Below are 11,950 nucleotides of genomic sequence, written 5' to 3'. Positions count from 1 at the left end.
ACATCTTCAGGAGTTTAAAAATGGCCTTCAGGATCATAGCGTCCCAATGCACCCAGTGCGGTGCCTGCGAGTTCGAATGCCCCTCCGGTGCGATCAGGTTCAAAGGTGAGATCTACGTTATCGACCCGGAAAAATGCACCGAATGCAAGGGTACCTTCGAAACGCAGCAATGCGCGGAGGTTTGCCCCGTGCCGAAGACCTGCGTCCCCGCCGCACCTGCGATTTGACCTTCAGCATGGTCGGGGCTCCTGCGGAGAAGCCTTCAATGACATCCTGCAAGGAGGAATGCCCATGGGCCTTGGACGTGAACAGGAGGTCGAAATTCACAGGCCTCCACGATTTACACCCGGCGAGCGGGTGCGGGCCAGACTTCACGTAAAGAATGACGGCACCTATGCTGGCAAAAAAATTGGCGAAAATTTGGTGCGGAAGGGCGACGAAGGCTATGTGCGCGACATCGGCACCTTTCTCCAGCAGTTTTACATCTATGCCGTCGAATGGGTCGAACGTGGCACTATCGTCGGCATGCGTGCCCGTGAACTGACGAGTCTAGACAACGCCGCTGCTTGCGGCCCTGCTGAAATCGCGGGGCCCCCAACGAAGGAATAGCGACATGAAGATAATGATTCGCAGAACGAGCGCCGGCTTGTCGGCTTACGTACCAAAGAAAGATCTCGAAGAGCCGATCGTAGATGTCGAGGCTGATGACATGTGGGGCGGCACGATCACTCTCAGGAACGGCTGGAGACTCGTCTTGCCCAAGCTATCGCGGGATACGCCTCTGCCGATCACCGTCCACGCAAGGAAGATTCCTGACGAGGACTGATGCTGCAAACGAGAGGTAAGAGAAACCAGCATGAACAAAATTTTAACCTCGGACCGTCTCCTGATCATTCGCAACGGTGACGCCGAAAAAAGACTTAGGCTGCTCCAGGAAGCGCTCGCTGCGGATCGGATCGTTCCCTATCTCGGTCCAGATCTCCTTCGGCTGCAATCCACGGAACCACCTGTACCGGACACCCCGGAAGCCGTCTCCGCGGCACTCAACGAACGCACACCTGCCCCTTCCAGGATACGCAGCAATATGTGGTCAGTCGCGCAGTTTATTGAACAGCGACGGCATCGCCGGACGCTTCAGGCCTGGATGGCAGAAATATTTGGAGCACCCGTGGCGCCGACCGCCCTCCACGACTGGCTCGCAACGCTGCCGCTCTCCCTTATCGTCGACGGCTGGTACGACGGGACAATGCGTGCGGCTTTCGCGAAGACCGGTCGAACGGATGTCGTCGAGATTCAGGGCGTCACGCGTGCAAACGGCGGCGGCGACATTTGGACAAAAACTTACGATCTGTCCGGGAGAGACGTCGAATGCGTCTCAGCGCCAAAGACGGTCCTCTATGCGCCGTACGGCAGTGTTATACCAGCTTCGAACTTTCTGGTGTCCGATTCCGATTACGTGGAAGTCCTAACCGAAATCGATATCCAGACGCCAATACCTGGAATGGTGAAAGAACGGCGTATAGATCGCGGTTTTCTTTTCATTGGCTGCCGCTTCAACGATCAGATGCTCCGGATCTACGCTCGACAGATCATCAAGCGCTCTCACGGCCCCCACTTTGCAGTACTTGATGCGGAAGGCCTTACCAAAAACGAGCGCCGTTTCCTTGCAGCAAGCGGAATCACGGTGGTCGACCTGCCGATCGGCGAAGCCGCGGCTCTGCTTGTACCATTTGGTAGCAAGGCGGATGGTGACCATGGCCGCACGGCTTCCGCTTCGAATCTCTGTAGCGGCTAGAGTGCCGCAGATTGAAAACGTTCTGTTTCTGCCAAGTTCGAATGCCATACTGCCCACGTTTGCTGGCGTGGGGGATTGCGGGTGGGATCAATGGCGATGAGCGAGCGTGATCTTTAGCGGATCGAGGTTCTGTCGCAGGTGATCGACGGAAGATCGGCGACGACCGCAGATTACTGTTCACTCAATGTCAATCGAAGGACCGATTAACCATTCCCAATACAGCGGCAGAGCCGCGGCCGGAATCGCCAGAAATAAGCCTCGCATCGGCCACCGGGTGCTCCACTCGTGCGCCAATAACACGCGTAATCAACGGGATCGAGACGGCACACGCTTTACGGTCTTGCGCTTATTTGTGATCTTTATCCCACAATATGGACTTCGATACTTGGTGTTTCCAAGTGACAAGCAGTGTGGCCAATAATTCTAACCGCCTAGCTCTGCGTCTTCATACTTCCAGAAATGATGTCCCTGGCGGCTGAAAGGAACGCGTCCATTTGGGTTCTGGTGCCGATGCTGACGCGGATAAAATTTTCCAAACCGGCATCGGGAAAGACGGCTACAAGTATGTTCTGCCTATCCAAAGACGCTTGCCACCATTTGCCATCTCGTCCGGGTGGCACCCGAGCTAGCAAAAAGTTTGTGTGGGAGGGAATGACAGAAAAGCCCAATTGAGACAAGGCAGTGGTCGTTCTGTGTCTTTCATGTTTAATATATCTGTGGTTCTCGTCGTAGTCGGCGCGGTGCGAAAGGATACTAATGCCCACCGCATGGCCGATCACGTTCATGTTAAAGACATTTTGCAGGTTGCGTAGCCTCCCAATAAGTTCGGGATGACCAAAGCCGAAACCGACGCGAATTCCCGCGGCTGCAAAGCCTTTCGAAAGTGTTCTCAATACTAGAAGGTTTGGATGACGATCGACTAGGCGCAGGGCATCATCGGGTGCAAAGTCGACATACGCTTCATCCACCACTATCAACTGGTCCGATTGCGCGACGAGGCGGTCGATTTCAGCCACCGGAACGAATGTTCCCGTTGGATTGTTCGGATTGGCCAGCAGTATGAATTTTGCATCTTTTGCTGGACCAAGAAGCAGCTGCTCGATTGGCAGAGAATAAGACTCGCCCCATTCGATTTCGAGAAATCTGGCACCCTGCAACTTGGCCAGTTTGCGGTTAAAGGAAAAACCTGGCGATATCATCGCAACGCTATCTCCCGGGTCGAGGAATGCTCTGTAGATGAGCCCAAGCAGCTCCGACGAGCCGTTCCCGGCGACCACCTGATCCTGGGAGAGGCCATACGCGCTGGCGGCTGCGTCGCGCAAGCTCAGATTGTCATCTTCGGGATACAGATAATGCCGTTCGAGGGCCGCCAGCGCACTTTGCAACACCATCATCGGCAACGGAAACGGATTCTCATTCGTGTTTAGTTTAACGCAGTTCGCATCTCGCCCCGGTTGATTGGAGGGTAGCGCATTTAGCTGTCTCGCCATCGGCGAAAGAGCCGAAAGCACGGCTTGCAGCTTTGCATCAGCCATATCTTTTCTCCGTTTCAGTAAGCCGAGTCGTGAGCGCGTGATCGGCCGTCTCCTGTTGAAGCCACATCGGACGTTGGCGCGGGCCGCCTGCGGGCTGCTACGGTCGCCGCGTAGTTAATAGGCCAAGGACCGCCGCGGCCGCTTCAAGCCGCCAATGGTCAAGCCTCCCCACTCTCACACTCATGCGTCACTTGCTCCATTCGCCTTTCGAGGAACTGTTCGATCTCAAACGCCAACGCCGCAGGGTCGTGGCCAACCGTTTCGAGATGTAATTCAGCGCCCTCAGGGATTTCGTACGGCGAGGAAACGCCGGTGAAATTGGCGATCTTGCCGGCGAGCGCCTTCCGATAAAGCCCCTTCGGATCGCGTCGCGCGCATTCCTCAAGCGGCGTGTCGACGAGGATTTCAATAAGCTCCCCTCCTCCATCAGCTCGGCGACCTCGGCAACGCGGCGGATGTTCTCGACGCGATCGGGTTGATTGAAGCCAGGTCGCGATTGAGCCCGTGGCGCACGTTGTCGCCGTCGAGGATGTAGGTGTGCTTCCCGTGGGCATGCAGCAGCCGGTCGAGCGCATTGGCGATTGTCGACTTGCCGGAGCCGGAAAGTCCAGTGAACAAAAGGACGGCTGGCTGCTGACTCTTCATCGCCGCGCGCGCCCTTGTCAGCGTCGGTCGCCTGCCAATGCAGGTTGTCGGCGCGCCTTGCCCAGCTTTGGCTGCCACTGAAATTGAAGACCCCGGTCGGCCCTTGGGCTTTGCGAAAGAGCTCGGGAGGATCGACGTGGTCGATGAGTTCCAGCTCGTTTTCCCAGCACAGCTTCCACCGCACCTCAGAACGCATGCAAAGACCTCCTTTGGTATTTCCTGCTGCTGTTTTTGAAGCCCGCACTGTGCGATCGAAGCAGTGGCCGCCCCGATGCATGTCGGCGCCGTTGCTCGGGTTCGCGCTATAGCCAGTCCGGATCGTCAAATGTTTCGCCGTCACTCGCGTCTGAGATCATTCCTAGTGCATCATCACGGGAGATTGGTAAAATGGATTGTATGAATGGAATTATCGATGCTTTGTATGTCGAATATACGGGTTTCTTAGACTTTGACGTGACCTCCCTGGCACTCGCGGCGTAAAGACGACCGCGCGTCCCCTCCAGCGGCCGAAAGCAGGGATGCGTTGGACCAGTTGACCCAACTGCGCCCTCCCCGGTTTACCCACCTATGTCCCGGAGTGGCGATGAACGGTCGCCAGCTAGTCCTTCGCGGTTTCTGATGGAACTTCATCAGGGACGCACGTTCTGTTTATTGAAGCTAGCGATCTACGTCCTATTCGCGATCGTCTGCAGTGGCGCTGGTAGACGCGACTTTCATGGCACGATCGCCGCTATCGCTACCGGTCTCGTCTATGCGGCTTAGTAAGCTGAAAATATCTTGCAAGATCTCTTCATCGAAAGTCCGCAACTTCACGATAGTAGCCAGCAGCAGAACCGCTTTGGTTTCAGTTTCGCCCCAAAGATAAGGTGCCGCCGGGGCGATAATCTCTTCCGGAGCGGCATCCAAAACCTCACACAGATGAATCAGTCGGCTCACGGTCAAGCGGGATACTCCATTTTCGTACCGGCCGTAGACCTGCTTAGTGATGCCAAGCAAGGGCGCCAGTTTCGAGCGCGGGAGTTTTCGCTTATCGCGGGCTTCGCGAAGGCTGATGCTGATCAAGTTTTCGAGTTCGGCGCTAAGTGCAATCCGTCCGTCAAAAGGTTTTCGATAGACCGGCTTGTCTATGCCTGGATCATCGACTTGTTGCAAACCGAGTTCATTAATCCATTGCTTCAATGGTGGTCCTGACATTGCTCCGACTGAGGTAAATGCGCCAAAGCTCTTTATACGGAAAGTGATGTGCTTGGAACCACCAATGTTTCGTTTCGATCTAATTTGGCGCATTTTGGGCCACGCGGACCTCACCCGATAGCTATCGTTCACCAAAATATATAAGTGATCGCAAGTACATAGACATAGATCATACCGAAATCGCCTCACGCAAGGATTATCCACTTGCGCCAAATTGGCTATGACCCTCAGTGATTTTGGTGATAACGGTCGCTTCATTTCCTCGTCTAGCTCCCGGGACGTCGTGTGCGGGCATGGTGGCCTTTTGTCCTGCACGTGGAGCTCTCGGTTCACGGCAGACCAATCACGGCTCCGCGCGCTGGCTGCTCTGGTGTTTGGTTCCGGCATTTGATGGTGCAATATTTTCCTTGGCATGGAGGGAAGCACTATGGGCCAGGTTCTACACGGGAGCGCCACGACGACAGAGGCAATCCGTCGAGCAATAGTGAAGAGAGCCTGAAAACGCTTTCGAAGCGATACGGGATCAACCAGAAAACCGTGGCGAAATGGAAGAAGCGGACATCGTTGGTCGACCTTCCTACAGGCCCAAAGGACCCGCACTCGACGACCCTTTCCCTCGAAGAAGAGGCCGCTATCGTCGCCTTCCGCCGGCACACGTTGCTGCCGCTCGATGATTGCCTCTACGCTCTTCAGCCGACCATTTCACATCTGACGCGTTCGTCGTTGCACAGGTGTTTGCAGCGCCACGGCATTTCACGTCTGCCGGAGGTCAGAGGCGACAAGGAGCCGAAGAAGAAGTTCAAAAGCTATCCGATCGCTTACTTCCACATCGATATTGACGAGGTGCAGACGGCTGAGGGCAAGCTCTATCTCTTTGTCGCAATTGACCGAACATCCAAGTTCGCGTTCGCGGAACTCTACACCAAAGCCGGCAAGATGAATGCCGCTCAGTTCTTGCGCAATCTGATCGCGGCAGTGCCCTACACCATTCACACCGTTTTGACCGACAATGGCATTCAGTTCACCAACCGAGCTTGTGATCGAAATGCCTTCCAGCACATCTTCGATTGGGTCTGCGACGATCACAGCATCGAGCATCGCCTGACCAAGGTGAAGCATCCCTGGACCAACGGACAGGTCGAACGGATGAACCGAACGATCAAGGGGGCGACCGTCAAGCGCTTCCACTACGACGATCATGCGCAGTTGAAAAAACATCTGGCCGACTTTATCGACGCCTACAATTTCGGGCGCCGGCTCAAGACGTTAAAGGGCCTTACGCCTTACGAGTTCATCTGTAGACGATGGACTTTGGAGCCGGATCGATTCATCATCGACCCCATCCATCAAATGCCGGGACTAAACACCTAGGCGATGCCCTTACCTCTGAACGGCGACAGCCATGAACAGCGTTTCCAGTCTCAGCGACTCGACCCCGTTTTCGCGGAACCTGATCGTGATGTCAAAAGGCTGTTTCCGAGCCGAATGGCAAAAAGGATCGGCGCGATGGAACGGAGGCGCGGAGAGGACGGGCTTAGATTCAGCAATCGAAATCAAAGCATGCGCGCCGGCAGCTCGAATACCCACATGGCATTGAGCGGGAAAACCCAACGAGGGAGTTTAACACAGACCCTACTGTCGAAGCAAAGCGCATGCAAATAGACTTGGCGTCGCTCGCCGACGAATCGCTCGAGCATCGAGCGAGATCAACGCCAACCAAACATCGAAAAATTGCGCAATCGGCGCGTATTGTTGATCAGACGGAAATTCGAGTGAAAAACTAAGTTGTGAGATTGCGGGTGTCTGCACACCGACGACAGCGCGTCGGCTGCGACAGCTATCACCAATACTGCTAACTACTGGTCGGGGCGTCATAGACAAACCCAGCTCACTTCACGGGCTCCGCTACATCACTGATACCTCTGTCGCTCTCGTCGTCATCGGGGATCATTCGCTGCAGGAGCCGAATAAGATCGCGCGTCGTGCCGTTCGGAAGTCTCCTAAGAATCCTCGCCAGTGTGAGACAATCCTCGGCCTCCTCCGATGTGCGGCCCCAAAGATGTGGCGCAGCTTCAAAGATCATATCGATAGGCATGAAGCCAAGAATCTCACACAGATGGATCATCCGAGTAACAGTCATTTTGGAAAATGCCCGCTCGTAGCGTCCGTATACAGGGATGGACAGACCAAGCATTGGAGCAACGTCTGCGCGAGACAGGCCCTGCGCTTCGCGTGTCTTTTTCAGGAACGCGCTGATCAATTCCTCCATGTGACCCAACGATGTAATTTCGCCGCCGAAACCTGGCTTTCGATAGATCGCCTTGTCAACCTCCGGATCGGCGGTGCTGACGAGGCCTCTCGAACTTCTGTAGCTTGCTAGATCTTCCGTCACCGCACGTCCCTGTTTTCCTGCCACTCGTTGTAGGCTTGAGCCAACCTGAACCGATTTGAACCACTTGTCATCGCCACACTACAACCGTTTTAAATACCCATTTTGGGCATTTTTTGCGTTATAGCAAATATTTGAGAGTTTAGCCAAATTGCTTCATGAATGCATTCAAAACAGTCTCGCTAGACCGGTGGCCCAGTTCCATGAAAGATGAGTCGGCTATGGCCGCACCCGCGACTGAAACATCTAGGTTGCGTCGAATTTGAGCGAAAATTCACATTCAATGCTCAACATCTTCTAAGCGGTCTTCGTTGAGGACGATAAGACATAATCCTCGAAAACCGATCCATTTCCCCGTCCCACGATATCCCATTTGGCTAGCTGGGAAAGCTCCGCCGTGCTGGAAATCACTCAGCCAAGAACCCATATCGGTTACCGCTCCCGCTAGCGTGTAGGTTCGATGCTCTCTGAAAATTCCGGCATCATGGAGCAAGTGCCACAAACGTGAACTTTGCTAAACGAAGCCGCCACCTTATCGCATCCACACAAAGGGCTTGAAATAGTCGACCGTGAGGGTTATATCTTTGTGAGCAGCAGACAACGAGGCTTCCGAAAGGTCGCTGTTGCAGGTGCACCCTTAGAGGTCGGTACACCACGGTAGGGCACACGCGTTCGGCGGAAACGCCATGGGAAGGCTCCTTTAGGGGGCCTTTTTTGTTTCTAGGGCACCCTTATTTGCTGGAAATGAGCCTTTTTTACGAGTTGGCAGACGTTACACCTTCGCTTGATGCGGCTGAAATTAATTTCTTTCTGATCAGCGCTTTTTACCACCAGTTCTACGTTGTGTTCGTCTGATCTGCTCGGGAAAAGGTAATAAACAACAAGATCATTAAGGCCAGAGGTCAGGACAGGGCCTGAAACGGCAATGTTACCTGCCCAGTAAGGCATACAGAGGTAGGCACAAGATGCTCGAACGTGAATCTACCTTGCGGATGTTCGATTGTTGGGAACGAGTCGTTAATAGTCGTCATGAGGCGCGGTCACCCGAAGACAGCTCTCACGATCTGGACCCATTCACTGAACTGGATTATAGATTGCGCTGGGTAGTCTGGCTCTGAGACATTGAATTTTCTCCCGATATAAGGGCACGGGTTTGACAACCTTACGAAAGTGCTAACCCCTGAACGTGGTTTCGTTCTCCTGGTAAGGGTCCTTTCATGTTCAAATCGATACGAATAGAGCACTGACCTTTCGCTTCCGTCCTTACGACGGAGTTGTCTGCTTATGTCTCGCGTATGGACCGGAAGCCTGAACATGCTGCAGGAGCGAATTCCATCCTGAGACCGAATTCCTACGACGCTTTCTCCGCAGGAGACCGGAGGTTCGAAATACGACCAGTGCGCCTGGCCTGACCCGAGAGAGGCTTCGGGCAGCCGAGGACGACACCTACGGCCTGTTCGTCGACTTCCGTTGGCCCAAGAACGTCGGGAAGCCATATTGCCCTCGCTGTGGCTGCCTGGCGCCGTACGGCGTCGTCGTTCTGATGCTCGGAGCCGGAATGCCGCGCCGAATTTTCGGTTTTCGCCGACCGCAAGCTTTCATTCAAGAAGATCATCATGGCAATCTGGGAGGAATCACGGCCGCCAAGGGCATGGCGGCGCTCCATCTGAGCCGCAAGGTCAACGTCCAGTACAAGAGTATCCATCCGGCGAAGGCCGCGGCACTTATGATTTCGGCTCGTCTGCCATGATGCGTTCGAATCTTGTCGCGATCGCATTGCTCGTCGACAAGGAACTGCCGAACACCTCCTTCCCAGGTGCGGATATCGGCGAGGAACTCCTTCAAGCTTTCGATGCCCCGGTCGGTGAAGGTCGTGATGCCCTCTTCGCTGCCGTCATGGGCATGGATCATCTCACCATAGTCGATGTTGTCGGAGTTGCTGGCGACCTCCTGGATGAGTTCGAGGTTCTCGCCAATCAGCGTGGCGACGTAGTTGATCGTGTAGACATGCGTCGGGCGCGCCATCAGGCCGCCATCTGCCGGGCGCTTCCGGCGGGCCAGTTCCACGGCAGCAGTTCCGGCAGCCGTGATACGGGAATGCCAGGCATGCGGGCGAGCACGTCCGCCAACCAGGCCTGCGGATCGATATCGTTCGTCTTTGCCGTGACGATTAGGGAATACATGAAGGCAGCACGCTCGCCTCCGCGCTGGGAACCGGCGAATAGCCATGCCTTTCTTCCGAGAGCAATGCCCTGTTCATTCTGCCCATGTCGGCGATGAAGTCGAGGTTCACTATTGCTGGCATCCATATTTTGGCCAGAAGGTTTCCATTCGTCGCGTCGAAGAACGAGCGACAGGCCGGTTTTTGAAGGTTCTGGGGCCGACAGGTGTCGTCATCGCGATCTCAGGGTGGATGATCGATCCCGTGGTCTGCCGCGGCATGACCATGGGAACGCCACGCGTCGATCTTGCGACGCTAATCGAATTGAACAGGCTGGTCTCTGGCGGCAGCAAAGCGGCACCCTTCCGAAGTGGACGTAGAATCACTCAGGAGGACCATGATGAGATCCCGCAATACGCTGGTGCCGGCGTCGGGCCGGCAGCTCGACCTGATATTCGAGGAGCTCAACGATGACCATCACTGATTTGATTCCGACAGCGCTGCTCGCGCGCAAGGCCGTCGTTTATGTGCGGCAATCCACTCAGTCGCAGGTTATAACCAATCTGGAAAGCCAGCGACGGCAGTATGATCTTGTTGACATTGCGCGACACCACGGCTTCAGCCACGTCGAGGTGATCGACGACGACCTCGGGCGCTCTGCCAGCGGAACCGTCGCCCGTCCGGGCTTCGATCGTCTCGTCGCCCTACTGTGCGCCGGCAAAGTTGGTGCCGTTTTCTGCTTCGATGCTTCACGGCTTGCGCGCAACGGTCGGGACTGGCATCACCTGCTCGAACTGTGCGGCCTGGTCGAAGCCCGCGTCATTGACCATGACGGCGTCTACAATCCATGTCGACCCAACGATCGGCTGCTGCTGGGAATGAAGGGCAGTATCAGCGAGTTCGAACTGGGCGTGCTGAGAGCCCGGATGCTCGATGCCGCCAGGTCGAAGGCGCGCCGTGGCGAACTGCGACTTTCTGTTCCGTTCGGCTACATTTGGCATCGGGAGGCCGGGCTTGGGCTCGATCCTGATCTGCGTCTGCAAGAGGTAATTCGATCCATCTTCGCCCGCTTCCACGACCTTGGAAGCGCGCGTCAGGTGCTGCTGTCGATGACGAAAGATCACATTCACTTCCCTCGGCCGTCGGATGAAGGGCGCATGACCAACTTCGTATGGATGCCAGTACGTTATCGCAATGTGATCGGCATCCTCAAAAACCCCTTCTACGCCGGCGTTTACGTCTATGGGAAGAGCGAGAAGCGGACTGCCATCGTCGATGGATGGGCTCGGCGCAGTTACGGGCACGGCAAGCCCGTCGGTACCTGGGAGGTGATGATCCGGGACCATCACGAAGGTTACATTAGTTGGGGCGAATACGAGCGTAACCAACAGCAACTGGCCCTCAATAATTATGGCCGATCGGGTGGGACTAAATCGGGCCGCGGCGGCAAAGCATTATTATCAGGTCTCCTGACCTGCGGACGGTCTGGACGGCGACTGAGTGTTGCCTATACGGGAAATCCACAAAATCCTGTCTATCGCTGCTATAAACAGAACCTGATGATGGGCTTGCCCCGTTGCATGACGTTCGGCGGCTCGAAGGTCGATGCGGCGGTTGCGCGCGAGTTGTTGCGCGCGGTAGAACCATTAGCGATCGAGGCGACTTTTAAAGCAGAGCGGATGCACCGGGAGCGACAGGAAGACCAGCGCCACATTCACGATCTGGAGCTACAACAGGCCCGCTACGAGGCTAGCCTCGCCGAGCGCCGCTATGCGGCATGCGATCCCGACAACCGCCTGATAGCTGCACAGCTTGAGAAGAATTGGGAAACGGCGCTACGCCGCGTCCGTGATCTGGAAGTGCGCAGGCCTACCGAAAGTCCTTCAACCATCGAAGTTGACCCAGGCACTTTCGCAAACCTCGCCGACAATCTGCAGGCGGCCTGGGAGTCGCCGGATGTCACCATGCGCGTGCGCCAGCAACTGCTACGTACATTGATCGCCGACATTGTTGTCGATGTCGATGATGAGGTGCGCGACGTGGTGCTGACCATCCATTGGAAAGGCGGTCAGCATTCGGAGCTCAAGGTTCGCAAGCCCCAGACGGTTGAACACGGGTGCGCCACAACGGAAGATGCTTTGGCAGTGATGCGGAGCATGGCAGGACGCTGGTCCGATGAACATATCGCCGCGTCGCTCAATCGAATGGGAATGCCCACGGGGCAAGGAAAA

Annotated in this window: 9 protein-coding genes and 6 pseudogenes; 8 read left to right on the top strand and 7 right to left on the bottom strand. The window is 55.6% G+C overall.

Features of this window, described 5'->3' with window-relative positions; all coding sequences use genetic code 11:
* The first annotated feature begins 20 nt into the window (after positions 1-20).
* The 4 genes from EFD56_RS29535 (at position 21) to EFD56_RS29520 (ending at position 1,795) form a co-directional block, all read left to right on the top strand.
* Positions 21-227, top strand: coding sequence for a 4Fe-4S binding protein (locus tag EFD56_RS29535; RefSeq protein WP_008536545.1), 207 nt, complete (start codon positions 21-23; stop codon positions 225-227).
* 64 nt (positions 228-291) lie between these two features.
* Positions 292-609 carry a nitrogen fixation protein NifZ gene (locus EFD56_RS29530; protein ID WP_008536544.1) on the top strand — a complete coding sequence of 106 codons (318 nt, stop codon included), beginning with the start codon at positions 292-294 and terminating at the stop codon, positions 607-609.
* Between the two features lie 4 nt (positions 610-613).
* Positions 614-826 carry a putative nitrogen fixation protein NifT gene (gene nifT, locus EFD56_RS29525; protein ID WP_004678514.1) on the top strand — a complete coding sequence of 71 codons (213 nt, stop codon included), beginning with the start codon at positions 614-616 and terminating at the stop codon, positions 824-826.
* A 30-nt stretch (positions 827-856) separates the two neighbouring features.
* Positions 857-1,795: an SIR2 family NAD-dependent protein deacylase gene (locus EFD56_RS29520; RefSeq protein WP_008536543.1), complete on the top strand. Its 939-nt coding sequence runs from the start codon at positions 857-859 to the stop codon at positions 1,793-1,795.
* 431 nt (positions 1,796-2,226) lie between these two features.
* Here the strand turns inward: EFD56_RS29520 and hisC are convergent, their stop codons facing one another.
* The 4 genes and pseudogenes from hisC to EFD56_RS29505 form a co-directional block, all read right to left on the bottom strand.
* Complete coding sequence (gene hisC / locus EFD56_RS29515) at positions 2,227-3,330, bottom strand: histidinol-phosphate transaminase (protein ID WP_008536542.1); 1,104 nt, start codon at positions 3,328-3,330, stop codon at positions 2,227-2,229.
* Between the two features lie 158 nt (positions 3,331-3,488).
* A pseudogene (locus EFD56_RS29510) lies at positions 3,489-4,033 on the bottom strand (adenylyl-sulfate kinase); the annotation flags it as partial.
* Between the two features lie 39 nt (positions 4,034-4,072).
* A pseudogene (locus EFD56_RS33315) lies at positions 4,073-4,171 on the bottom strand (adenylyl-sulfate kinase); the annotation flags it as partial.
* Positions 4,172-4,647: 476 nt separating this feature from the next.
* Positions 4,648-5,154: a helix-turn-helix domain-containing protein gene (locus EFD56_RS29505; protein WP_080712027.1), complete on the bottom strand. Its 507-nt coding sequence runs from the start codon at positions 5,152-5,154 to the stop codon at positions 4,648-4,650.
* Between the two features lie 442 nt (positions 5,155-5,596).
* On the opposite strand from EFD56_RS29505, the pseudogene EFD56_RS29500 reads away from it, so the two are divergent.
* A pseudogene (locus EFD56_RS29500) lies at positions 5,597-6,540 on the top strand (IS481 family transposase).
* A 517-nt stretch (positions 6,541-7,057) separates the two neighbouring features.
* On the opposite strand, the gene EFD56_RS29495 reads toward EFD56_RS29500, so the two are convergent.
* Positions 7,058-7,561 carry a helix-turn-helix transcriptional regulator gene (locus EFD56_RS29495; RefSeq protein WP_010069248.1) on the bottom strand — a complete coding sequence of 168 codons (504 nt, stop codon included), beginning with the start codon at positions 7,559-7,561 and terminating at the stop codon, positions 7,058-7,060.
* Between the two features lie 1,555 nt (positions 7,562-9,116).
* On the opposite strand from EFD56_RS29495, the gene EFD56_RS32995 reads away from it, so the two are divergent.
* Entirely contained in the window at positions 9,117-9,308 is a 192-nt protein-coding gene (locus EFD56_RS32995) for a hypothetical protein (RefSeq protein WP_170965075.1), read from the top strand.
* Here EFD56_RS32995 and EFD56_RS29485 read toward each other — a convergent pair.
* Both EFD56_RS29485 and EFD56_RS29480 read right to left on the bottom strand, forming a co-directional pair.
* Positions 9,283-9,583 (bottom strand): annotated as a pseudogene (locus EFD56_RS29485) (hypothetical protein). The gene EFD56_RS32995 and the pseudogene EFD56_RS29485 sit on opposite strands and share 26 nt — an antisense overlap.
* Positions 9,583-9,813 (bottom strand): annotated as a pseudogene (locus EFD56_RS29480) (transposase domain-containing protein); the annotation flags it as partial. The pseudogenes EFD56_RS29480 and EFD56_RS29485, both read right to left, overlap by 1 nt.
* Here EFD56_RS29480 and EFD56_RS29475 point away from each other — a divergent pair.
* Positions 9,786-10,193 (top strand): hypothetical protein, encoded by a 408-nt coding sequence (locus EFD56_RS29475; protein WP_096765000.1) that lies wholly within the window; start codon positions 9,786-9,788, stop codon positions 10,191-10,193. The pseudogene EFD56_RS29480 and the gene EFD56_RS29475 sit on opposite strands and share 28 nt — an antisense overlap.
* Positions 10,190-11,287 (top strand): annotated as a pseudogene (locus EFD56_RS33775) (recombinase family protein); the annotation flags it as partial. The gene EFD56_RS29475 and the pseudogene EFD56_RS33775, both read left to right, overlap by 4 nt.
* Positions 11,288-11,950 lie beyond the last annotated feature (663 nt).

The sequence above is a fragment of the Rhizobium phaseoli genome (genome assembly GCF_003985125.1).
GTDB classification, from domain to species: Bacteria; Pseudomonadota; Alphaproteobacteria; order Rhizobiales; family Rhizobiaceae; genus Rhizobium; species Rhizobium phaseoli.
This window is presented reverse-complemented; position numbering and strand designations above follow the sequence as displayed.